This is a genomic window from Kitasatospora sp. NBC_01287 (assembly GCF_026340565.1).
Classification (GTDB): domain Bacteria; phylum Actinomycetota; class Actinomycetes; order Streptomycetales; family Streptomycetaceae; genus Kitasatospora.
Window position 1 is genome coordinate 5,562,976 of sequence record NZ_JAPEPB010000001.1, and the last position, 22,810, is coordinate 5,585,785.

Consider the following 22,810-nt stretch of genomic DNA (forward strand, 5'->3'; position numbering starts at 1 on the left):
ACCTCCCCTCAGGCAGTTAGTGCTGGTTAACGTGGAGGCAGTGATGGGTGTGTCAGGCCCGATCCGGGTGGTGGTCGCCAAGCCGGGGCTCGACGGCCACGACCGCGGCGCCAAGGTGATCGCGCGTGCGCTGCGCGACGCCGGCATGGAGGTGATCTACACCGGCCTGCACCAGACCCCCGAGCAGGTCGTGGACACCGCGATCCAGGAGGACGCGGACGGCATCGGCCTGTCGATCCTCTCCGGCGCGCACATGACGCTCTGCGCCCGGGTGATGGAGCTGCTCAAGGAGCGGGACGCGGCGGACATCAAGGTGTTCTGCGGCGGCATCATCCCGGACGAGGACATCACCGAGCTGAAGGCGATGGGGGTGGCCGACATCTTCACCCCGGGTACCTCCACCCGGGACGTGGTGGCCTGGGTCGAGGCCAACCTGCGCACGGCGAGCTGAGCGCGCTCGGTCAGCAGGCCGTCTCGCCGAGGCCCTCGGGGGCGAGCTCGGCCAGCATCGCCGCGCGGAAGCGCAGGGTGCCGGCCAGCCGGCCGAAGGTCTCGGCCCAGGCGGTGTCCGGCGTGGCGTCGGCCGCCAGCGCCTCGACCGCCGGGGCGGTGGCGGGTGCCAGCGAGCGCTCCGTCAGCCCCAGGACACCGCTGTGGTTCCACGGGTAGGACCCGGCCGAGGCCGCCCGCTCCAGGGCGGCCACCACGGCGGTGCTGAGCGGCGGGGTCCATGGTGTGGCGCAGGCGCCGAGCAGTTGGAAGGCCTCGCCGGGGCCGTTGACCCGCAGGAAGGCGGCCGTCCAGGCGGCCCGCTCGGCCGGCGGCAGCACCGCCAGCAGCTTGGCCGGCGCCCCGGCGCGGCCGGCCGCCCCCGCCCGGCGCGGGGGCGGACCGAGCAGGACCCGGGCCCACGCGGCATCGCGCTGGCGCACGGCGGCCCGGGCCCAGGCCTCGTGCAGCTCCTCCCGCCAGGGGCCGGGCGCCGCGGGCGCCTCGGTGGCGCCGGTGAGGTCAGCGGCGTCAGTGCTGTCGGCAGTGCTGTCGGCAGTGCCGGCGGCGTCGACGGCATCGAGCACCGGCAGCGCGAGCAGTTGGGCGGGGGTCAGCCCGAAGGCCGCGGTCCAGGTGGCCAGTGGGGTGGCGGCCAGCACCTCGCCCAGCCACCAGGCCCGCTCGTCGCGCCCGGTGGGCGAGACGAGCGGTATCCCGTCCCGCCGCATCCCCGGATCGCAGGCGGCGGGTGGCGTCACCAGCAGCGCGCCGGTGGTGCCGAGGCGGACCGCGGCCAGTGCCCGCCCGGCCATCCGCCGGCCGAGCGCCGAGCCGGGCAGGGCGGAGAGCAGTTCGGCGGCGGTGGCCCTGACGTTCCTGCCCCGGTCGCCGAGGGCGGCCTCCAGGAACGGTTCGTCGGCCGGGCCGAGCCCCTCCTGAAGGGCGTCCAGGAAGAGCAGGCGGTCCTCGGCCCGTTCGCTCGGCCAGCTGCCGGCCAGCAGTGCCAGGGCGGCGGCCGGGTCACGTCGGCGCAGCCGGGTCAGGTGGGTGACCCGCTCGGCGAAGAGCCCCTCCTGCCAGATGAGGCCCTCATCGGTCGGCGCGTCGGCGTTCACCGTGCGCAGCAGGTAGCGCCACTCCGGGTTCCGCTCGGCCAGCCACCGCCCGAGCGGGCCGACCAGGGCCGCCACCTCCCCGCGCAGCTCGCCGCGGGCCCGAGCGGCCTCCAGCAGGGCCGGGACCTGCGCGGCGGGCGGGCGGTAGCCGTGCCGGTGGGCGGCCGCCAGCCACTGCGGGAGCAGCTCGGTGAGGTTCGCCGCCGCGCCGCCGCCGCGTCCGGCCAGCAGCACGGTGAGTCGCCGCGCGGCGGCCGCGGGCAGCTCGGGGCGGTGATCGGCCGGCGGCGGTTCCTCGGGCGGTACGGCGGGCAGCGGCAGCAGCCCGGCCCGGTGCGTGGCGGTGGCCAGCGCGGCCAGCTCCAGCAGCGCCACCGCCGGATCGGCGCGGTCGACGGCGGTGGCCGCCGCCACCGCGGCGGGTGAGCCGCTCGGCGGGGGCAGCGCGCGCCGGTCGGTGCCGAGCAGGGCGGTGGTGGTCAGCTCGGACCAGTAGTCGTTCATCGGGCCGCTCCTGTACCGGTCAGCGTGATGGCCCGGCCGGTTTCGTCCCAGACCGCGACCGGGGCGAACCCGCGGTGCCCGCACTCGCCGAAGACCGCCACCGGTCGGCCCCGGGCGACGGCGGCCAGCCGCCAGAGCGCGCCGCCGGCGGCACCGTGCACCGGCAGCGCGCCCTGATCGTCCGTCAGCAGCCAGCCACCGGGCCCGCGCACCAGGGCCACCGCGGCCAGTAGGACGGGCCAGGACTCCGTCCACGGGTCGTCGGCGACCGCCTCGCCGTAGGCGGCCGCCGCCGCCGCGACGCTCAGCCCGGCCGCCGGGGCCGGGGCCGGGGCCGGCGGGCCGTGGTGGGGGGCGAGCGCGGCGCGCAGCGGGCGGACGCCGGGGTGGAAGGCCAACTCGGCCTCCAGCCGGTGGCCCAGGGGCAGCGCGAGCTCGATCGCCCGGCCGGGGCGGCCGTAGGCGAGCAGCAGGGCGTCGCGCCCGCTCCCGGCGCCGCGCAGCCAGACCCGGCGGGTGGTCAGTGGCTCCTCGGCGCTGTCCCGGCAGCCGAGCACCAGCCAACTGTCCCGCACGGTCGGGCCGGCCAGCAGCTCGGCGCTGTCGATGCTGAAGCCGACCCTGGCCCGCACGGTGGCGGCCAGCGGCGCCGGCAGCTCGCCGACCCGCAGGTAGGCGGCCGCGAGCAGGTCGAGCAGGCCGCAGGCGGCAAGCTGCTCCTCGGCCGGCAGGGTGGCCAACTCCCTGACCCGCGCGGCGAGTCCTGGCGCCTGGGCGTCCACCATCCGGGCCGCCAGCTGTGCCCGGTCGGCCGCCGCGCCGGCCTGCTCGGCCAGCCCGGCGCGCACCCGGTCGGCCAGCCGCAGCCGCAGCTCCGTGGCCCCCTGCGCGACCCGCGCCGCCCGCCGCTCGGCCCGCCGGCGCGCGGCCGCCGGATCGGCCGGGCCGCCCGCCGCCGCGGTCGGGGCGGCGTGCGGCGCGAGGGAGGGGGCGTGCTCGGTGCTCCAGCGTTCGGCCATGCCCCGAACGTAGAGCGGCGCACTGACAGACCCTCAGGAGTCACCTCCTGGGCGGGTAGACCTTGAACGTCTCGGTGCCGACCGCGAAGGAGAAGGGCTCGGGGAGCTCGACGTCCTCGCCGAACCTGCCGTGCGCGACCACCCGGTAGCCACCGTCGCGGGGGTCGGAGTGCAGCTCCCAGATTCCCTCGTTCGGGTCAACGATGAGGTAGAGCGGGATGCCGCTCAGGGCGTACCAGGCGCGCTTCTTCGCGTAGTCGCTGTCCCGGTCGGTGGAGACGATCTCGACCGTTATGGCCACCCGGTGGGCGGGGAAGGGGTTGGCGTTGTCGGCGGCCTCATCGTGACTGGTGACCACGACGTCGGGCTTGGGTTCGAAGGCTCGCTCCGGGGAGACCAGGGCCTGCTCGACCATCGACCACCAGCCCTGCTGGAAGAACTGTGACGTGATGGCGGTCTGGATGAAGTTGTGGAACGGCGCGGCGGACGGGAGCATCACGATCTTTCCGTCGATGAGCTCGATCCGGTAGGCGTCGAGCTCAGGGAGCTGTTCGAGCAGGCGCACCAGGTCGTGTGCGGTCTCGGGCACGGTCGCGGTCATCGTCAGCACCTCCTCCTTCCCATGCTAGCCACCGTGGCCGTCCGGTCGCCGCCGAGTTGTCAGTGGCGGGGTGCAGAGTGGTCTGTGCGGGCCGGACGGGCAGAGCTTCCGGGCCTGCCGACCGTGCCGGTTCTTCCCGATCACCCCAGCCTCCCGGGCATCGCTGTGCCCACCGACGGCCGATCAGCAGGGAGCCCCCGATGACCACCGCACCCACTGCGTCCACCGCACCCACTGCGTCCACCGCACCCACTGCACCCGTCGTGCCCACCGCGCCCGCCGCGCCCGCCGCCGAGGTGCTGCGGGCGCACGCCGAGGACGCCTTCGCCGAGGAGCTGGCGGCGCTGGCCCGGTGCGACGACCGGCCGCGGCCGGCCCGGTGGCGGCTGTCGCCGTGGGCGGTTGCGACCTACCTGCTCGGCGGCGAACTGCCGGACGGCACGGTGGTCACGCCCAAGTACGTGGGGCCGCGGCGGATCGTCGAGGTGGCGGTCAGCACGCTGGCCACCGACCGGGCGCTGCTGCTGCTCGGGGTGCCGGGTACGGCCAAGACCTGGGTGTCGGAGCACCTGGCGGCGGCGGTCAGCGGCGACTCCACGCTGCTGGTGCAGGGCACCGCGGGCACGGCGGAGGAGGCCGTGCGGTACGGCTGGAACTACGCCGAACTGCTCGCCAACGGGCCGAGCCTGGCGGCCCTGGTGCCCTCGCCGGTGCTGCGGGCGATGGCCGACGGCAAGATCGTCCGGGTCGAGGAGCTGACCCGGATCCCGGCCGACGTGCAGGACGCCCTGATCACCGTGCTCTCGGAAAAGACGTTGCCGGTACCGGAGTTGGGCTGGGAAAATCAAGCTGTCCGCGGGTTCAACCTGATCGCCACCGCCAACGATCGCGACCGCGGGGTCAACGAACTCTCCAGTGCGCTGCGCCGCCGTTTCAACACGGTCGTCCTGCCGCTGCCGGCGACCCTCGACGAGGAGGTCGAGATCGTCGCGCGTCGGGTCGCCCAACTGGGCCGCGCGCTGGAACTGCCCGAGCCGCCGAGCGGCACGCAGGAGATCCGACGAGTGGTCACGATCTTCCGCGAGCTGCGCGACGGCGTCACCGCTGACGGTCGGACCAAGGTCAAGAGCCCGACCGGCACGCTCTCCACCGCCGAGGCGATCTCGGTCCTCACCCATGGTCTCGCGCTCGCCGCGCACTTCGGCGACGGTGTGCTGCGCGCGGGGGACCTGGCGGGCGGGGTGCTCGGGGCGGTGGTCCGCGATCCCGTGGCCGACCAGGCGGTGTGGTGCGAGTACGTGGAGGGCGTGCTGCGCGGGCGGGACGGGTGGAAGGACTTCTACCGGGCTGCCCGGGAGCTCTCCTGAGCAGCTGAACAGCTTGTGGTGAAAAGGAGTTGAAGGAACTGAGCAATCCGCGGGACCGGCAAGTGACACCAGGAAGGACAAGGGGGAGGACATGACTGGTGAGGTGGCCCTGTTGGGCGTACGACACCACGGACCGGGCTCGGCGCGCGCGGTGGGGGCCGCACTGGCCCAGCTGCGACCGGACGCGGTGCTGATCGAGGGCCCGCCGGAGGCGGACCCGATCATCGGCCTGGCGGCGGACCAGGAGATGGTGCCGCCCGTCGCCCTGCTCGCGCACGTGGTGGACGACCCGGCCCGGGCGGCCTTCTGGCCGTTCGCCGCGTTCTCACCCGAGTGGGTGGCGATCCGGCACGGGCTGGCGGCCGGCGTGCCGGTGCGGTTCATCGACCTGCCGGCCGGCACGGCCTTCGCGCTGTCGGCGGCGGCGGAGGCCGGCGGTCAGGAGGGCGGTCAGGAGGAGGGCCCGGCGCTCGACCCGATCGCCCGGCTCGCCGCGGCCGCCGGTCAGGCGGACCCGGAGGCCTGGTGGGAGGACGTGGTCGAGCACCGGCTGCCCGGTGACGACCCGCTCGCGCCGTTCGCGGCCGTGGCCGAGGCGATGGCCGTGCTGCGCGACGATCCGGTGGGCACCCCGGGCTCGCCGAGCGCGGCACCGGTGGGACCGGCGGGCGCCGGGGAGGCCACGGCCTCCCCGGCGCCCGCCGCCGGGCGGCGCGAGGAGCTGCGCGAGGCGTACATGCGCCAGCAGATCCGCGCCGCCCGGCGGGCCGGCCACCGCCGGATCGCCGTGGTCTGCGGTGCCTGGCACGTACCGGCGCTCGCCGCCCGCACGGCGGCGGGCGCCGACCGCGCGCTGCTCACCGGACTGCCGCGCAGAGCGCGGACCGAGATCACCTGGGTGCCCTGGACCCACCGCCGGCTCGCCCAGCGGACCGGCTACGGGGCCGGTATCGAGTCGCCCGGCTGGTACCAGCACCTGTTCGAGCGTCCGGCCGGCGCCGCCCCGGGGGAGGGCGGCACCGGCCTGGCCCGGTTCCTGACCCGGGCCGCCGAGCTGCTGCGCGGCGCGGACCGCCCGGTCTCCGCCGCGCACGTCATCGAGGCGGTCCGGCTCGCCGAGACGCTGGCCGCCGTGCGCGGGCGGCCGGCCCCCGGGCTGGCCGAGGCGCTGGACGCGGTGCGTTCGGTGTACTGCGAGGGCTCGGAGGTCGCGCTCGCGCTGGTCCGCGAGCGCCTGGTGATCGGTGACGCGCTGGGCCGGGTGCCGGCCGCCGCCCCGGCCGTGCCGCTGCAGCGCGACCTGACCCGGCTGCAGCGCACCCTGCGGCTGCGCCCCGAGGCGCCGCCCACCGGCGCCGCCGGCCAGGAGCTGACGCTGGACCTGCGCGGCGAGCTGGACGCGGGCCGCTCGGTGCTGCTGCACCGGCTGCGCCTGCTCGGCATCGACTGGGGCACCGAGGCCGGCACCCCCGGCGGCGCCACCGGCACCTTCAAGGAGCGCTGGCGGCTGCGCTGGGACCCGGAGTTCGCCGTCCGGGTGGTGGCGGCGGCGCCGTGGGGCACCACCGTCGAGCGGGCCGCCGCGGCCAAGGCGGCGGCCTCGGCCGCCCGGGCCGGCGAACTCGCCGAGCTCACCGGGCTGGCCGAAACCTGCCTGGTCGCCCGGCTGCCGGGCGCGCTGCCCGCGGTGCTGCGCGCGCTGGCCGACCGGGCCACGCTGCACACCGACGCCGCCGAGCTCGCCGACGCGCTGCCCGCCCTGGTCCGCGCGCTGCGTTACGGGGATGTCCGCGGCACCGACAGCGGCGCGCTGGCGGAGGTCGCGCACGGCCTGGCCGGCCGGCTCTGCGTCGCCCTGCCGACCGCCTGCGCCGGGCTGGACGCCGAGCGCGCCACCGCGATGCGGTCCCGACTGGAGGCGGTGCACGGCGCGATCGGCCTGCTCCGTCGAGCGGAGCGGGAGCCGGGCGGCCCGCCCGGGGCCGGCCTCGCCGACCGCTGGGCCGCCGCCCTGCACGAGCTGGCCAGGCGCGGGCCGACCGGCGGCGCGGCCACCGGGGTGCCCGGACTGCTGCGCGGCCGGGCGGTGCGGCTGCTGCTGGACGAGGGCTGGATCGAGGCGGCCGAGGCCGGGCGCCGACTGGGCCTGGTGCTCTCCAGGGCGGCCGCGCCCGCCGACGCGGCCGGCTGGATCGAGGGCTTCCTCGCGGGCGGCGGCGCCCTGCTGCTGCACGACCCGCGACTGCTCGCGCTGCTCGACAGCTGGCTGACCGAGGTGCCGGAGCAGACCTTCATCGACCTGCTGCCGCTGCTGCGGCGCACCTTCGCGGCGCTGGAGGCGGGGGTGCGCCGCGGCGTGGGCGCCAAGGTGGCGGCCGGTCGGCCGGTGCTGATGGGTCGGCCCGCCGACGCCGCCGACGCCGCCGAGGAGCTGGACCAGGAGCGCGCCGACGCCGCGCTGCCCACCGTGCTGCGGCTGCTCGGCCGGGCCGGCCCGCCGCCACCGCTCGCGCCCACGATCGGCCAAATCCTCCGTCAGTCGACGCACCGGAGCGCCGCATGACGAGCAGTGACCTCACCGGCCCCGACCGCACGCCGCCCGGCTCCGCCGCCGTCGCCCCTGACCTTGACGCCCCCGCCGCCCCCGCCGCTCCAGACGCCCCCGACCAGGAGCGGCTGCGCCGCTGGCGCCTGGTGCTGGGCGGCGAGGCGGGGGAGTCCCCCCTGACGGGGTCCGCGGCAGGCGCCGGCCACCGGCTGACCGGCCGGGACGCGGGCATCGACCGCGCGCTGGCCGCCCTCTACCGCAGCGAGCCGGCGCCCGCCGACGCCGCCCGCGGCCGGAGCCGCGCCGCGGGCCTGGGTGCCGGCGCCCCGCAGGTGGCCCGCTGGCTGGGCGACATCCGGGGCTACTTCCCGACCCCGGTGGTCCAGCTGCTGCAGCAGGACGCGATCACCCGGCTCGGCCTGGCCCGGCTGCTGCTCGAACCGGAGATGCTGGCCGCCGTCGAGCCGGACGTGCACCTGGTGGGCACCCTGCTCGCGCTGGGGGACGCGCTGCCCGAGACCACCCGCGCCACGGCCCGCCTGGTGGTCGGCAAGGTGGTGGCGGACCTGGAGCGCCGGTTGGCGACGCGGACCAGGGCCACCCTGACCGGGGCGCTGGACCGCGGCGCCCGGGCCGGCCGGCCGCGCCACCGCGACATCGACTGGGACCGCACGGTGCGGGCCAACCTGAGGAACTACCTGCCCGGCACCGGCCCGGCCGGGCGCGGCACGGTGGTCCCCGAGCGCCTGGTCGGCCACGCCCGGGCCCGCCGCGCGGTGGCGCGCGAGGTGGTCCTCTGCGTCGACCAGTCCGGCTCGATGGCGTCCTCGGTGGTGCACGCGGCCGTCCTCGGCGCGGCGCTCGCCTCGATCCGCACCCTGGCCACCCGACTGGTGCTCTTCGACACCTCCGTCGTCGACCTGACGGGGCAACTGGCCGACCCGGTGGACGTGCTGTTCGCCGCCCGGCTGGGCGGCGGCACCGACATCGATCGCGCGCTGGCCTACTGCCAGTCGCGGATCACCCGTCCGGCCGACACCGTGGTCGTCCTGATCAGTGATCTCCACGAGGGCGGGATCCGGGGCGGGATGCTGCGCCGGGTGGCCGCGCTGACGGCGGCCGGGGTGCGCTTCGTCGCGCTGCTCGCGCTCAGCGACGACGGCGCTCCCGACCACGACCACGCGCACGCCGCGGCGCTGGCCGCGCTCGGCTGCCCGGCCTTCGCCTGCACCCCGGACGCCTTCCCCGAGGTGATGGCGGCTGCCCTGGCGAACCGCCCGCTGCCGCTGCCGGAAGGCGGCTGGACCACGGGGTGAACAGCGGGCGCGCGGCAGGGCGTGACGCACCGGTTGTGACGGTTCTCACCCGGTCCGGGCGGCCGACCGGCGAATGGGGCCCGCCCTGCGGGGATACCCTGCCAGACGGACGTGACGCGCGTGTTGATTGACGTGTGCGCCCGTGGCTGTGTGGGCCGCAAGGCCACAACTCTGCGTACCCGCACGGCCCCGACGACCCGCAGCGAAGATCCTGCCGTGGCACGCTCGTAGAGACACAATCCGCGACCACGAACAAGGACGAACACACGTGGACCTGTTCGAGTACCAGGCGAGGGACCTCTTCGCCAAGCACGGTGTACCCGTGCTCGATGGCGAGGTCATCGAGAACGCTGAGGACGCTCGCGCGATCGCCGAGCGCTTCGGCGGACGCGCCGTCGTCAAGGCTCAGGTGAAGGTCGGTGGCCGAGGCAAGGCCGGCGGCGTCAAGCTGGCCGCCGACCCGGCCGACGCTGTCGCCAAGGCCGACGCGATCCTCGGCATGGACATCAAGGGCCACACCGTGCACAAGGTGATGCTGGCCGAGACCGCGGACATCAAGGAGGAGTACTACGTCTCCTTCCTGCTGGACCGCGCCAACCGCACCTTCCTGGCGATGGCCAGCAAGGAGGGCGGCGTGGAGATCGAGGTCGTCGCCGAGGAGAACCCCGAGGCGCTGGCCAAGGTCGCCGTCGACGCCAACGAGGGCTGCACCGCGGAGAAGGCCGCCGAGATCGTCGCCGCCGCGAAGTTCCCGGCCGAGATCGCCGACCAGGTCGTCGAGGTCCTGCAGAAGCTCTGGGTCGTCTTCATCAAGGAAGACGCCCTGCTGGTCGAGGTCAACCCGCTGGTCAAGACCGGTGACGGCAAGATCATCGCGCTCGACGGCAAGGTCTCGCTGGACGAGAACGCCGACTTCCGCCAGGCGGAGCACGAGGCGCTGGTCGACCACGCCGCGGCCAACCCGCTGGAGGCCGCCGCCAAGGCCAAGAACCTCAACTACGTCAAGCTCGACGGTGAGGTCGGCATCATCGGCAACGGCGCGGGTCTCGTGATGAGCACCCTGGATGTCGTCGCCTACGCCGGTGAGAACCACGGTGGCGTCAAGCCCGCCAACTTCCTCGACATCGGCGGCGGCGCCTCCGCCGAGGTGATGGCGAACGGCCTGGAGATCATCCTGGGCGACACCGACGTCAAGTCGGTCTTCGTCAACGTCTTCGGCGGCATCACCGCGTGCGACGCGGTCGCCAACGGCATCGTCCAGGCCCTGGAGCTCCTTGAGAGCAAGGGCGAGGCGGTCACCAAGCCGCTGGTCGTCCGTCTGGACGGCAACAACGCGGAGCTGGGTCGCAAGATCCTGACCGACCGCAACCACCCGCTGGTCGAGCAGGTGGACACCATGGACGGCGCCGCTGACCGCGCCGCCGAGCTGGCCAACGCGAAGTAAGGAAGGGGACTCTCACCATGGCTATCTTCCTTACCGAGGACAGCAAGGTCATCGTTCAGGGCATGACCGGCTCCGAGGGCATGAAGCACACCCGTCGGATGCTCGCCTCCGGCACCAAGATCGTCGGCGGCGTGAACCCGCGCAAGGCCGGCACCAGCGTTGACGTCGACGGCGTCGACGTGCCCGTCTTCGGCTCGGTGGCCGAGGCCATCGAGAAGACCGGCGCCGACGTCTCCGTCATCTTCGTGCCGCCGGCCTTCACCAAGAGCGCCGTCGTCGAGGCGATCGACGCCGAGATCCCGCTCGCGGTCGTCATCACCGAGGGCGTCCCGGTGCACGACAGCGCCTCGTTCTGGGCCTACGCCGGCGAGAAGGGCAACAAGACCCAGATCATCGGCCCGAACTGCCCCGGCCTGATCTCCCCCGGGAAGTCCAACGCGGGCATCATCCCGGCGGACATCACCAAGGCGGGCAAGATCGGCCTGGTCTCCAAGTCCGGCACGCTGACCTACCAGCTCATGTACGAGCTGCGCGACCTCGGCTTCTCCTCGGCCGTCGGCATCGGTGGCGACCCGGTCATCGGCACCACCCACATCGACGCGCTGCGCGCGTTCGAGGCCGACCCGGAGACCGAGATCATCGTGATGATCGGTGAGATCGGTGGCGACGCCGAGGAGCGCGCCGCGGCCTTCATCAAGGAGAACGTGACCAAGCCGGTCGTCGGCTACGTCGCGGGCTTCACCGCCCCGGAGGGCAAGACCATGGGCCACGCCGGCGCCATCGTCTCGGGCTCCTCGGGCACCGCTCAGGCGAAGAAGGAGGCCCTGGAGGCCGCCGGTGTCAAGGTCGGCAAGACGCCGTCCGAGACCGCCCGCCTGGCGCGTGAGCTGATCAAGGGCTGACGCTCGCCCGGCAGCGCCCGCCGCACCCCGGACCGGTTCACCGGTGCGGGGTGCGGCGTTTTTCCGGCCCCGCACCAGAGGCTGCGGATACCGGGTGCGGCGCCCGGCCGGGCCGGTCCCGCGCTGCCGTTGGCGACGGTGCTGCAGAGCGGCGCGGGAACCGGCCGGGGATCGAAGTAGGCCGACGGGCCGTGGCCGGCCAGCGTGCCGGTGATCGAGGCCGCCGTGCCCAGCACCAGCAGGCCGCAGGCCGCGGGCAGCGCGGCCGCCTGCAACCGGGCGCCGGCCCGGCGCCGCCGGTCGGCCCGTGGGGGCGCCGCCGGATCGGCGGGGCAGGCGCGCACCGCGGCCCGGTAGAGCAGCCCGCCGAGCCGCTCCGAGAAGCCGGGCACGGCCGGGTCGGACCCGAGGACGGTCGGCAGCGCACGGGCCAGTTCGACGTGCGCGGCGTGCAGCCGGCGGCTGACGGCGGCGGTGCTGGCCTCGGCCTCGACGGCGATCGCGGTGGGCGCCAGGCCCAGCGCGTCGTGTAGCACCACCACCCGGCGGCGCGCCCGGCTCAGCCCCCGCAGCGCGGTGAGCAGGGCCAGGTCGGCTTCGGCGCCCTGGCCGGGCGCCGGGCCGGTGGCTGTGTCGGCGGCGGTGGTGGCCGTGTCGGCGGCCGTGTCGGGCGCCGCGCCGGTGGCCGTCCGGTGAGGCCGCGGTCCGACCGGGCGCCAGGGTGCGAGTGCGGCCTCGAAGGCGCGCAACCGCAGCCAGGTCGCGGGATCGGGCTCCTCGGCCAGCTCGGCCCACCGGTTCCAGGCGGAGCCCAGCGCCCGCCGGGTGGCGCGCTCGGCGCTGCGGCGGTGGCCGGCCGTGAGCAGGAAGGTCTGCTGGAGCAGCTCGTCGTATGAACGTTCGTATAACGCTTGGTAACCTGCCACGGGAGAGGGTGACTCCGTCGCGGCCGAAGCTTCTTGACGCATGATCAGATGATCAGGGACACGGCGACGGCTCGCTCCTGCACGGGGCAGGACGAGTGACGGCGGCACCATGAGGCACATGACGCACCACCTGATGGGCCGTCCGCTCCCGCGCGGGTACGGCTCGCTCGCGTCCGGGCCGGTCCTCGCCGGTGCCGCCGCCGCGCTGCTCGGGCTCGCCGCGGTCGGCGCCCCGGTACTGGTCCTCTGGGTGCTGACGGCCGCACCGCAGGACAGCGCCGCCGACGCCGCCCGGCTGGTAGGCGCGCTCTGGCTGCTGGGCCACGGCGGGCCGCTGACCCGGGGCGGCGGGATCCCGCTCGCGCTCACCCCGCTGCTGCTCACGCTGCTCGCCGTGCTGCTGCTGCGGCGCACCGCCGCCCGGGTCGCGGCCAGGGCCGGCACCCCGGCGCGCTCCGTGCCCGCCGCGCTCTGTGCCGGGTACCTGGCGGTGGCGCTACCGGTGGCGCTCGCCTGCGCCGGGGCGGGCGCGCTGCGCGCCAGGCCGCTGCCCGACCTGCTGGCGGTCCTCGCCGTGGCCTACCCGTCCGCGCTGCTGGGCGCGCGCTCCGCCCCGGCCTGGTGGTCGGCGCTACGGACCAGGGCGGGGAGCTGGATCGCGCCGCGCTCGCGCGCCTGGCCGCCGCGGTGGCTGCCGGCCGGGCTCGCCCCGTCCGCCCTGTCCGCTTCGCTCGACCCGCTCGACCCGCTCGACCCGCTCGACCCGCTCGACCGGCCCGGCCGGTCCGCGCCGCCGGGGGCCGCCGCCGCGGCGATCTGCCGGGCCGCGGCCGCCGCGCTGCTGACCCTGCTGGCAGGCGGCGCGCTGCTGCTCGGCGCGGTGCTGGCGCTGCGCACCGGCAGCACCGCGCCGACGCTGCGCGCACTGGTCGGCGGCAGCGTGCCGGGCGCCCTCGGCCTGCTGCTCTGCTGCCTGCTGCTGGTGCCCAACGCGGTGCTCTGGAGCGCCGGTTACGCGCTCGGCCCGGGGTTCCTGCTGGGCGCGGGCGCGGTGGTGACGCCCGGCCGGCTGACGGCAGGCCCCAGTCTCGACTTCCCGCTGCTGGCACTGGCCCCGACCACTGCCTCGGGCTGGCAGCGGCTGGTGCTGGCGGTTCCGCTGCTGGCGGGCCTGGCCGCAGCCGGGCTGCTCGCCCGGTTCGCGGCGGCGCCTGCTGATGAGCGGCCCGGGGCCGGGGCGGTCGGGACCGCGCCGGCCGGGGCCGGGGAGCCTCGGGCCGACCGGCCGCGCCTGCGGACGGTCGGCACGGCGCTCGCCGCCGGCGCCAGCGCACTGCTGGTCGGTGCGGCGGTGGCGGTCGGTGCCCGGTTGGCCGGGGGAGCGGTCGGCGCCGGGCGGATGGCCGAGCTGGGGCCCTCGGCGCTCTGCGGGCCGGTGGCGGCGGCCTGGGTCGCGGCGGTCGCGGTACCCGGGGCACCGGCGCTGCGCTGGTGGCTGCTCCGCCGGACCCGGGCATCCCGTGGCGACACCGGTGCGGCGGCCGGCAGTGGGCTCGACGGGGCGGGTGGTTAGCCAGGAGGACGGTCGGGCGGCGGCCGGGGACCGTGCGCGCGGCGCGGTGTGGCGCCCGGTCGGACCGCCCCGGACCACGGGACGTCCGAGGTGGCGGGGCGGCGGGATTGAGGGATCAGGGCCCCGCTGTTGTTAAGATGCGGCGCCGGCACCTGACGGGGTGGGGCAGCGGTGTGTACATCATGTGTCGCCGGTGGAGAGGGCCCGGCCCGTCGGGCGCACCGAGGGCACCGTCGGCCGTTGAACGATCTCCTCAGGGTGGGAACGGGATCTGATGGCTCCTTCGCCGGGCAGCCGGACCGAGTTGTCCGTGGTCATACCGATGTACAACGAGGAGGAAGTCCTCCCGGCGCTGGTCGCGCGGCTCCGCCCGGCCTTGGCCGCGACCGGCGTCCCCTACGAGGTCGTCGCGGTGAACGACGGCAGCACCGACCGTACCTCGGCCCTGCTGCACGAGCTGCTCGCGGACTGGCGCGAGCTGCGGGTGGTCGAGCTGCGCCGCAACTCGGGTCACCAGGCCGCACTGACGGCGGGTCTGCACAGCGCCGTCGGCGCGTACGTGGCGAGCATCGACGCGGACCTGCAGGACCCGCCGGAGAAGATCGCCGAGATGCTCGAACTCGCCGAGCGCGACAAGCTCGACATCGTCTACGGCGTGCGCGCGGACCGCAGCACCGACACCGGCTTCAAGCGCCGCACCGCGGGCCTCTACTACTGGCTGATCCGTCGGATGGTCGGCGAGCGGGTGCCCTCCCAGGCGGGCGACTTCCGGCTGCTGAGCCGCGAGGCGGTCGAGGCGCTCAAGGCCCTGCCGGACCAGCAGCAGGTCTACCGCCTGCTGGTGCCGTGGCTGGGCTTCCCCAGCGGCCAGGTCGCCTACCACCGCGACGAGCGGGTGGCGGGCCGGACCAAGTACCCGCTGAGCAAGATGATCCGGCTCGCGGTGGACAGCATCACCAATTTCTCCGCGGCCCCGCTGCGGATCGCGACCTGGCTGGGGGTGGCGAGCTTCTTCGGCTGCTTCGCGATGGTGGCCGCGACCCTGACGATCTACGTGACGGGCCACACGGTGCCCGGGTGGACCTCGCTCTTCGTCGCGATGCTCTTCCTCGGCGGCATCCAGTTGATCTGCGTGGGTCTGCTGGGTGAGTACATCGGGCGGATATACACCGCGGTGCAGCGTCGTCCCACCTACTTCATCGGCTACGACTCGTCCCAGGAGAGCCGACCGACGGCGGACGCGGCGCCCGAGTAGCTCTGCCACGAGGGCGCCCCGCCGCCTCGCGACGCCCCGCACCGGACGCCGCGGTCCGATCCGACGCGGGATCGGACCGCGGCTCTCAGTTCTGCGGGTCGGAGTAGCTGACCAGCCAGTGCGGGGCCAGGTCGGCGCAGCTCTGCTCGCCCGCCGAGGTCAGCGCGTCGTTCACGCAGGTGAAGTACGGACGGTAGGCGACGTCGAGCGCGAAGGAGCCGAGCACCAGGGCCAGCGCCACCCCGCCGGTGAGCAGGCCGCCCAGCGCGGCCGGCAGCTGCGGGCGGCTCCGCTGGGTGTACGGCCAGCCGGTCGGGGCGCCGGGCTGCTGGTCGGCGGCCTGCTCGGGGCCCCGCTCCGCGCCGGGCGCGGCGTCCCGACCGCCGGAGCGCAGCGCGCCGACCCCCCAGTACATGGCGAGGACGCTGAACAGCAGGGCGAGCGAGAGGATGCCCCAGAGCCCGCAGAAGAGCGCGGCCATCCCGCTCATCAGGGCGTAGCGCGAGCGGCGGTGCTGCGGGTCGTTGGGGTCGAATCTCGGCTGCTGCGGGCCGGGCTGGCGGTCCGGCCAGCCGGGACCGCCGCCGCCCTGCCAGTTCGGGCTCCACGGGTGCGGCGGTGGCACCGGCGGGCGGCCCGCGGGCGAGGCCGGCGGCCGGCCCTCGCCGGCCGGCCGGCTGCCGTCCTCGCCGTCGTGCCCGGCGTCCGAGTGCCCCTGCGGGAGGCGCGGCCGCCACGGCTGGTCCGGGGCATCCTCCGGCGGCGGCGCGAAGGGGTTGCGCTCGTCGCTGCTGTTCCCGCTGCTCATGTCGGTCGAGGTCCTCATCGTCGTCGGGCGTCCGGACCCATGATCCCGCAGGCCGATGAGGAGTCGCCTCCGGCCTGCCGTTGAACGGCGAAACGGCGAAACGGCGCCACCGCACGCCGCCGGCCGACCCGTCACCGGGCGGGAGATCCCGCTCTCATCTACGCGCGTCAAGGAGATTCCCTGGTCGGCTCGCGTTCAACCAGCCGTTATCGTGGTGACGGTCAGCAGCTCTCCCGGGTTCCCGGGCCCCGCCGCGCGGCGGGCGCACCCGGCGCACCCCATCGACCGCCGACCTGCCGCCTGTCCGTAGTGGCCCCACCGCCCGGTGGACGTACCAGCGGGCGGGCACCCGACGTACGGAGACCCGCGCAGTGGCCGCCGCTCACCCGCTCGCCTTCCCGCCCCCGTCCGGCCGCCCGGCGCGGTTGGTGGTCCTGGTGTCCGGCTCCGGCACCAACCTCCAGGCCCTGATCGATGCCGCCGCCGACCCGGCCTTCGGCGCCGAGATCGTCGCGGTCGGCGCGGACCGCGACGGCATCGCCGCTCTGGAGCGCGCCGAGCGCGCCGGCATCCCCACCTTCGTGCACCGGGTGAAGGACCACCCCGACCGCACCGCCTGGGACGCCGCGCTGACCGGCTCGGTCCGGCAGCGGCAGCCCGACCTGGTGGTCTCGGCGGGCTTCATGAAGATCCTCGGCGCCGGCTTCATCGACGCCTTCGCCGGCCGGATCGTGAACACCCACCCGGCTCTGCTGCCGGCCTTCCCCGGTGCGCACGGGGTCACCGACGCGCTCGCGCACGGGGTCAAGGTCACCGGCTGCACCGTCCACCTGGTCGACGCCGGGGTGGACACCGGTCCGATCATCGAGCAGGGCGTCGTGCGGGTCACCGACGCCGACCATGCCGATGGCGGCGAAGCGCTGCACGAGCGCATCAAGACTGTCGAGCGTCAGCTGCTCGTCGAGGTCGTGGGCCGCCTCGCCCGCGAAGGACACCGCATCGAAGACCGAAAGGTTTGGATCCCGGCATGAGTTCCGCCTCCACCTCTCCCGCCGCCCCCGAGAACAGCCGGTCGGAGAACGTCCGCCCGATCCGTCGCGCGCTGGTCAGCGTGTACGACAAGACCGGCCTGGAGGAGCTGGCCCAGGGCCTGCACGCCGCCGGGGTCGAGCTGGTCTCCACCGGCTCCACCGCCGGCCGGATCGCCGCCGCCGGCGTCCCGGTCACCGAGGTCTCCGCGCTGACCGGCTTCCCGGAGTGCCTGGACGGCCGGGTGAAGACCCTGCACCCGCGGGTGCACGCCGGTGTGCTCGCCGACCTGCGGCTGGAGTCGCACCGCGCGCAGCTGGCCGAGCTGGGCATCGAGCCCTTCGACCTGGTCGTGGTGAACCTCTACCCGTTCGCCGCCACCGTCGCCTCCGGCGCCACCCCGGACGAGTGCGTCGAGCAGATCGACATCGGCGGCCCCTCGATGGTGCGCGCCGCCGCCAAGAACCACCCCTCGGTCGCGGTCGTGGTCGACCCGGCCCGCTACGGCGACGTGCTGGCCGCCGTCCAGGCCGGCGGCTTCGACCTGCTGACCCGCAAGCGCCTGGCCGGCGCGGCCTTCGCGCACACCGCCGCCTACGACGTCGCGGTCGCCCGGTGGTTCGAGGCCTCGGGCTACACCGAGGCCGCCGAGGACGCGTTCCCGGCCTTCCTCGGCGCCACCTGGGAGCGCTCGAACGTGCTGCGGTACGGCGAGAACCCGCACCAGCAGGCCGCGCTCTACACCGACGGCACAGGAGGCCTGGCGGCCGCCGAGCAGCTGCACGGCAAGGAGATGTCGTACAACAACTTCGTCGACACCGACGCCGCGCGCCGGGCCGCCTACGACCACGCCGGCCCGGCCGTCGCGATCATCAAGCACGCCAACCCGTGCGGCATCGCGGTCGGCGCCGACGTCGCCGAGGCGCACCGCAAGGCGCACGCCTGCGACCCGCTCTCCGCCTTCGGCGGTGTGATCGCGGTCAACCGCCCGGTCACCGTCGAGCTGGCCGAGCAGATCGCGCCGATCTTCACCGAGGTCGTCGTCGCCCCGGCGTACGAGGAGGGTGCCGTCGAGGTGCTCGCCCGCAAGAAGAACATCCGGGTGCTCCGGGCCCCCGAAGCTCCGGCCGAGCCGCTGGAGGCCCGCCGGATCAGCGGCGGCCTGCTGCTGCAGCAGGTCGACCGGATCCACGCCGACGGTGACGACCCGGCGAACTGGACGCTGGCCACCGGTGAGGCGCTCACCCCGGCCGAGCTGGCCGACCTCGCCTTCGCCTGGAAGGCCTGCCGCGCCGTCAAGTCCAACGCGATCCTGCTGGCCAAGGACGGCGCCTCGGTGGGCGTGGGCATGGGCCAGGTCAACCGGGTCGACTCCGCCAAGCTGGCGGTGGCCCGCGCGGGCGAGCGCGCCACCGGCTCCTTCGCGGCCTCCGACGCCTTCTTCCCGTTCGCGGACGGCCTGCAGATCCTGCTCGACGCCGGCGTGCGGGCCGTGGTCCAGCCGGGCGGCTCGGTGCGTGACGAGGAGGTCGTGGCGGCCGCCGCGGCCGCCGGGGTGACCATGTACTTCACCGGGACCCGGCACTTCTTCCACTGACCCGGATGCGCTGAGGGGCCGCAGGAATCCTCCTGCGGCCCCTCAGTGCTGTGCCGTGCCGTGGGTGCCGCGAACGGCCGCCCGGCGGCTACTTCTTGATGACCAGGGTGCCCGCGGCCCGGTCGTGCCAGCCCTGCAGCTTCCCGGAGTTGTCGAAGAAGGGCGAGACGTAGACCAGGATCGCCCCGATGTAGCAGAGGAAGGCGCCGACCACCGGGATGATGAAGCGGATGAAGCTGGCACCCAGGCTGGGCTGGCCGGTGTTCTCCTTGACGACCCGCAGACCCATCGCCATCTTGCCCAGGGTCGCGCCGGCCAGACCGACCATCAGCCACTCGTAGAGCAGGTTGAAGGCCATCAGCAGGCCCATCACCATCAGCATCGTCACCAGGGCGCTGGTGGCGGCGTGCTGCTGCTGGTTGAGGCAGTCGGTGTAGTCGCTCGACCCGTAGTCGAGGTTGCTGCAGTCCTTGGTGGTCTTCGCGATGCCCACCACGCTCGCCAGGCCGAGCGCGAGCCCGATGCCGAGGATGAGGCTGACCACGACGGCGTCGATCAGCCGGGCCAGGAAGCGCTGGCCCATCGAGGCGACCCTGACCGTGCCCAGGTACGGGACGTTGATGTACCCGCTGTTGGCCTGGAGCGTGCCGGGCGGGGCGTAGCCCTGCTGGGGCGGCACGCCGTACCCGGGCTGCTGCGGCGGGTAGGCGTAGCCGGGGGCCTGCTGCTGGGGGTACGCGTAGCCGGGGGCCTGCTGCGGGGCCTGGGGGTAGCCGTAGCCGGGCGGCGGCGCGGGCTGGCCGTAGGGGTTGTTCGGGTCGGGCGGGTAGGACACGGAAGGCCTCCGGGCGGGACGGGCTCTACGGGCAGGTGGGACGGGTGGGACAGCGGGTGAGACTAGTGGAGCGCTATGACGGTGCGACACCCAGGCGGAAGGGCTGCCGGACCCGGGCGAGGGCCGGTGCGCCGCCGAGCAGCGAGGCCTGCCGACGCGGCGTCAGTGACCGCCACCGGCGCGCGCGGTCGAGCGGGGCGGTCAGCAGACCCGGCACCGCGAGCGCGGTGACGGATCGGCCGTCAGGGCGGCCGCCCGGTTCCGGTGCCCGGCCTCGACGCGGACGGTGGTGCTGCCGCGGACCGGTCAGGGCCCAGAGGTGAGGCGGCGCCCGGCGGGCAGAGCGCCCCGGGATCGTGCGCGTCGTGCGGCGCGGCCACCAGGCAGGCCGCGCCGGCCGCGAAGGCGCGGCGTGGTGCCGGCCAGCGGGACGGGCAGCGCGACGGGCGCCCGGACCAGCCGGGCGGCCCGGGCCGGGGCGGTCACCGACGGCCGTACGCCGAAGGATGGCCCGGAGGTTGATGGCATGCAGTGGTCACGGAAACTCTCCCCCGATCACCCGTGGTCCGCGGTCGCGCGGACACGGGCTGTGTGACTGGTACTCAGGGCCCATGGTCGACGGCGGCGGGCCGAGCTGTCCAGCGCGTTGCCGCGGGTGGCCACAACTGTGGCGCAACTGCAATCGGATCCACACGTTCCGTTAAGGCGCGCCCGGTGCGTGGGCCGGTGCGTGGGCCGGTCCGGGGGCCGGTTCGGAGCCCGGCGTGCCGAGCAGTGCCCGCGATCCGGGAGGATAGGAGCATGACTGCCCAGATTCTCGATGGCAAGGCCACCGCGGCCGCGATCAAGTCCGAACTCGCCGTCCGCGTGGCGGCCCTCAAGGAGCGGGGTATCACGCCCGGTCTCGGTACCGTCCTGGTCGGCGACGACCCGGGCAGCCACTCCTACGTCCGCGGCAAGCACCGCGACTGCGCCCAGGTCGGCATCGCCTCGATCCAGCGCGAACTGCCGGCCACCGCCACCCAGGCCGACGTCGAGGCCGTGGTCCGCGAGCTCAACGAGGACCCGGCCTGCACCGGCTACATCGTCCAGCTGCCGCTGCCCAAGGGCCTGGACGCCAACCCGGTGCTGGAGCTGATGGACCCGGACAAGGACGCCGACGGCCTGCACCCCACCTCGCTGGGCCGCCTGGCGCTCGGCATCGAGGGCCCGCTGCCCTGCACCCCCTACGGCATCGTCGAACTGCTGCGCCGCCACGACGTGGAGATCAACGGCGCGGACGTGGTCGTGGTCGGCCGCGGAGTCACGGTGGGCCGCTCGATCGGCCTGCTGCTCACCCGCAGGAGCGAGAACGCGACCGTGACGCTCTGCCACACCGGCACCCGCGACCTCTCCGCGCACCTGCGCCGGGCCGACATCATCGTCGCCGCCGCGGGCGTCCCCTACCTGGTCAAGGCGGAGGACGTGCGCCCGGGCGCCGCCGTGCTGGACGTCGGCGTCAGCCGCACCGAGGCCGGCCTGGTCGGCGACGTGCACCCGGCCGTCGCCGAGGTGGCCGGCTGGCTGTCACCGAACCCGGGTGGTGTCGGCCCGATGACCCGCGCCATGCTGCTCAACAACATCGTCGAGGCGGCCGAGCGTCAGACCGCCCTCTAGTCGCCACCCCTGGGGATAACCGGAAATGAGCGCGGTACGAACGGGTCGGTCCGCACGCGGGCGAGCGGCCCAGAACCGATCGGCCCAGAACCGATCGACGCGGAACCGATCGACCCGGAACACGGGGGCGCCGGCCCCGGGGACCCTGCCGCCGGAGGGCTCGAAGGCGGCCCTGGACCACGGCCACGCGCTGCCGGTGCGGCAGTGGCCGATAACCGTGGTCCTGGCGGTGGCCGGCCTCGGGCTGCTGGACGCCTGGCTCGACGACTTCCGCTACGGCCTGCTGACCATCGGCGGCGGCATGCTCCTGGGCGCGCTGCTGCGGCTGCTGCTGCCCGAGGTCGGGCTGCTCGCGGTGCGCAGCCGGTTCACCGACGTGCTGGTGCTGCTCTTCTTCGCGACCGTGATCGTGCTGCTCGCCCTGGTCGTCCAGCCGGACCCGTGGCTGCGACTGCCCGCGGTGGAGGACATCGGCAGCTACATCGGCCAGCGGCACTGAGCCGCCCCGACGACGGGTACCAGGGGCCGCCCCCGCGCCGGGGGCGGCCCCTGCCTCGTTCGCCGGACCGACGCGGTGCCGCCCGGGGCGCGGCCGCGGCGGGCGAGTGGACGCTGTGACGCACCAGCCACGCCCGTGCGCACGCCCCGGGGCCGCCCTTGCGATAACCTGACGCCGGTTCTCTCGATGTCGAGAGAAACATCCTCGGCTCCAGGGCGCCGACGTGCCCGGGGCATGCTGGCGATCGCTGGAGAAGGAAACATGACTCGCACCCCCGTCAACGTCACCGTCACTGGAGCGGCCGGCCAGATCGGCTACGCCCTCCTCTTCCGCATCGCCTCGGGCCACCTGCTCGGTGCGGACGTGCCGGTGAACCTGCGCCTGCTGGAGATCCCGCAGGGCCTCAAGGCCGCCGAGGGCGTCGCGATGGAGCTCGACGACTGCGCCTTCCCGCTGCTGCGCGACATCACCATCACCGACCAGGCGAACGTGGCCTTCGACGGTGCCAACGTGGGCCTGCTGGTCGGCGCCCGCCCGCGCACCGCCGGCATGGAGCGCGGCGACCTGCTCTCGGCCAACGGCGGCATCTTCGGCCCGCAGGGCAAGGCCATCAACGACAACGCCGCGGACGACATCAAGGTCCTGGTGGTCGGCAACCCGGCCAACACCAACGCCCTGATCGCCCAGCGCAACGCCCCCGACGTGCCGGCCGAGCGCTTCACCGCGATGACCCGCCTGGACCACAACCGCGCGGCCGCCCAGCTGGCGAAGAAGGCCGGCGTCACCGTCGAGGACGTCAAGAAGGTCACCATCTGGGGCAACCACTCCGCCACCCAGTACCCGGACCTGTTCCACGCCGAGATCTCCGGCAAGGCCGCGTTCGACGCGGTCGGCGGCGACCAGAAGTGGGTCGAGGACTTCTTCATCCCGAAGGTCGCCAAGCGCGGCGCCGAGATCATCGAGGTCCGCGGCGCCTCCTCGGCCGCCTCGGCCGCCAACGCCGCCATCGACCACGTCTTCACCTGGGTCAACGGCACCCCGGCCGGCGACTGGACCTCGATGGGCATCGTCTCCGACGGCTCCTACGGCGTGCCGGCGGGCCTGATCTCCTCGTTCCCGGTCACCACCGCGAACGGCGCCTTCGAGATCGTCCAGGGCCTGGAGATCTCCGACTTCGACCGCGCTCGGATCGACGCCTCGGTCGGCGAGCTGGCCGAGGAGCGCGACGCGGTCGCCGAGCTGGGCCTGATCTGAGCCCTGCCCCACCCCGTCGGCGCCGGCCGGCCGCTCCCGCTCGGGGGCGGCCGGCCGGCGCCGTTCCGAC

At 75.0% G+C, this 22,810-nt stretch carries 19 protein-coding genes; 13 read left to right on the plus strand and 6 right to left on the minus strand.

The window, feature by feature from the left end:
- The first annotated feature begins 43 nt into the window (after positions 1-43).
- Positions 44-451 (plus strand): cobalamin B12-binding domain-containing protein, encoded by a 408-nt coding sequence (locus tag OG455_RS24095; protein ID WP_266296949.1) that lies wholly within the window; start codon positions 44-46, stop codon positions 449-451.
- Positions 452-461: 10 nt separating this feature from the next.
- Here OG455_RS24095 and OG455_RS24100 read toward each other — a convergent pair whose 3' ends face one another.
- From OG455_RS24100 to OG455_RS24110, 3 genes are read right to left on the minus strand one after another with little or no spacing between them, the layout of a single operon-like run.
- Positions 462-2,111: a DUF5691 domain-containing protein gene (locus OG455_RS24100; RefSeq protein ID WP_266296951.1), complete on the minus strand. Its 1,650-nt coding sequence runs from the start codon at positions 2,109-2,111 to the stop codon at positions 462-464.
- Positions 2,108-3,130 carry an SWIM zinc finger family protein gene (locus OG455_RS24105; protein ID WP_266296953.1) on the minus strand — a complete coding sequence of 341 codons (1,023 nt, stop codon included), beginning with the start codon at positions 3,128-3,130 and terminating at the stop codon, positions 2,108-2,110. Before OG455_RS24105 ends, OG455_RS24100 begins: the two co-directional genes overlap by 4 nt.
- Before the next feature lie 40 nt (positions 3,131-3,170).
- Positions 3,171-3,731 (minus strand): Uma2 family endonuclease, encoded by a 561-nt coding sequence (locus OG455_RS24110; RefSeq protein ID WP_266296955.1) that lies wholly within the window; start codon positions 3,729-3,731, stop codon positions 3,171-3,173.
- 200 nt (positions 3,732-3,931) lie between these two features.
- Here OG455_RS24110 and OG455_RS24115 point away from each other — a divergent pair, with 200 nt between their 5' ends.
- From OG455_RS24115 to sucD, 5 genes are all read left to right on the plus strand, one after another.
- Positions 3,932-5,098, plus strand: a complete 1,167-nt coding sequence (locus tag OG455_RS24115; protein ID WP_266296957.1) for an AAA family ATPase — start codon at positions 3,932-3,934, stop codon at positions 5,096-5,098.
- Between the two features lie 91 nt (positions 5,099-5,189).
- Positions 5,190-7,661 (plus strand): DUF5682 family protein, encoded by a 2,472-nt coding sequence (locus OG455_RS24120; RefSeq protein ID WP_266296959.1) that lies wholly within the window; start codon positions 5,190-5,192, stop codon positions 7,659-7,661.
- The gene (locus OG455_RS24125) at positions 7,658-8,962 is read left to right on the plus strand and encodes a VWA domain-containing protein (RefSeq protein ID WP_266296961.1); all 1,305 of its coding nucleotides are present in this window, start codon (positions 7,658-7,660) and stop codon (positions 8,960-8,962) included. The genes OG455_RS24120 and OG455_RS24125 overlap by 4 nt, the downstream gene beginning before the upstream one ends.
- A 268-nt stretch (positions 8,963-9,230) precedes the next feature.
- Entirely contained in the window at positions 9,231-10,406 is a 1,176-nt protein-coding gene (sucC, locus tag OG455_RS24130) for an ADP-forming succinate--CoA ligase subunit beta (RefSeq protein WP_266296962.1), read from the plus strand.
- Positions 10,407-10,423: 17 nt separating this feature from the next.
- Entirely contained in the window at positions 10,424-11,308 is an 885-nt protein-coding gene (sucD, locus tag OG455_RS24135) for a succinate--CoA ligase subunit alpha (RefSeq protein ID WP_266296963.1), read from the plus strand.
- On the opposite strand, the gene OG455_RS24140 is transcribed toward sucD, so the two are convergent.
- Positions 11,212-12,234, minus strand: a complete 1,023-nt coding sequence (locus tag OG455_RS24140) for an RNA polymerase sigma factor (RefSeq protein WP_266296964.1) — start codon at positions 12,232-12,234, stop codon at positions 11,212-11,214. The two genes, sucD and OG455_RS24140, sit on opposite strands and share 97 nt — an antisense overlap.
- A gap of 118 nt (positions 12,235-12,352) precedes the next feature.
- Here OG455_RS24140 and OG455_RS24145 point away from each other — a divergent pair, with 118 nt between their 5' ends.
- Both OG455_RS24145 and OG455_RS24150 read left to right on the plus strand, forming a co-directional pair.
- The gene (locus OG455_RS24145; protein WP_266296965.1) at positions 12,353-13,807 is read left to right on the plus strand and encodes a DUF6350 family protein; all 1,455 of its coding nucleotides are present in this window, start codon (positions 12,353-12,355) and stop codon (positions 13,805-13,807) included.
- A 274-nt stretch (positions 13,808-14,081) separates the two neighbouring features.
- Positions 14,082-15,062: a glycosyltransferase family 2 protein gene (locus OG455_RS24150; protein WP_266296966.1), complete on the plus strand. Its 981-nt coding sequence runs from the start codon at positions 14,082-14,084 to the stop codon at positions 15,060-15,062.
- 85 nt (positions 15,063-15,147) lie between these two features.
- Here the strand turns inward: OG455_RS24150 and OG455_RS24155 are convergent, their stop codons facing one another.
- Positions 15,148-15,870: a hypothetical protein gene (locus OG455_RS24155; protein WP_266296967.1), complete on the minus strand. Its 723-nt coding sequence runs from the start codon at positions 15,868-15,870 to the stop codon at positions 15,148-15,150.
- 371 nt (positions 15,871-16,241) lie between these two features.
- Here OG455_RS24155 and purN point away from each other — a divergent pair, with 371 nt between their 5' ends.
- Positions 16,242-16,901, plus strand: a complete 660-nt coding sequence (purN, locus tag OG455_RS24160; protein WP_266296968.1) for a phosphoribosylglycinamide formyltransferase — start codon at positions 16,242-16,244, stop codon at positions 16,899-16,901.
- Positions 16,898-18,496: a bifunctional phosphoribosylaminoimidazolecarboxamide formyltransferase/IMP cyclohydrolase gene (gene purH / locus OG455_RS24165; RefSeq protein ID WP_266296970.1), complete on the plus strand. Its 1,599-nt coding sequence runs from the start codon at positions 16,898-16,900 to the stop codon at positions 18,494-18,496. Before purN ends, purH begins: the two co-directional genes overlap by 4 nt.
- Before the next feature lie 88 nt (positions 18,497-18,584).
- On the opposite strand, the gene OG455_RS24170 is transcribed toward purH, so the two are convergent.
- Positions 18,585-19,331, minus strand: coding sequence for an RDD family protein (locus tag OG455_RS24170; protein ID WP_266296972.1), 747 nt, complete (start codon positions 19,329-19,331; stop codon positions 18,585-18,587).
- An 801-nt stretch (positions 19,332-20,132) separates the two neighbouring features.
- Between OG455_RS24170 and OG455_RS24175 the strand changes: the two genes are divergently transcribed.
- The 3 genes from OG455_RS24175 (at position 20,133) to OG455_RS24185 (ending at position 22,740) form a co-directional block, all read left to right on the plus strand.
- On the plus strand, positions 20,133-20,987 hold the full coding sequence (locus OG455_RS24175) for a bifunctional methylenetetrahydrofolate dehydrogenase/methenyltetrahydrofolate cyclohydrolase (protein ID WP_266296974.1): 855 nt from the start codon (positions 20,133-20,135) through the stop codon (positions 20,985-20,987).
- 196 nt (positions 20,988-21,183) lie between these two features.
- Entirely contained in the window at positions 21,184-21,486 is a 303-nt protein-coding gene (locus OG455_RS24180) for a DUF3017 domain-containing protein (protein ID WP_266296976.1), read from the plus strand.
- 261 nt (positions 21,487-21,747) lie between these two features.
- Positions 21,748-22,740, plus strand: a complete 993-nt coding sequence (locus OG455_RS24185) for a malate dehydrogenase (RefSeq protein WP_266296978.1) — start codon at positions 21,748-21,750, stop codon at positions 22,738-22,740.
- The last annotated feature ends 70 nt before the right edge of the window (positions 22,741-22,810 follow it).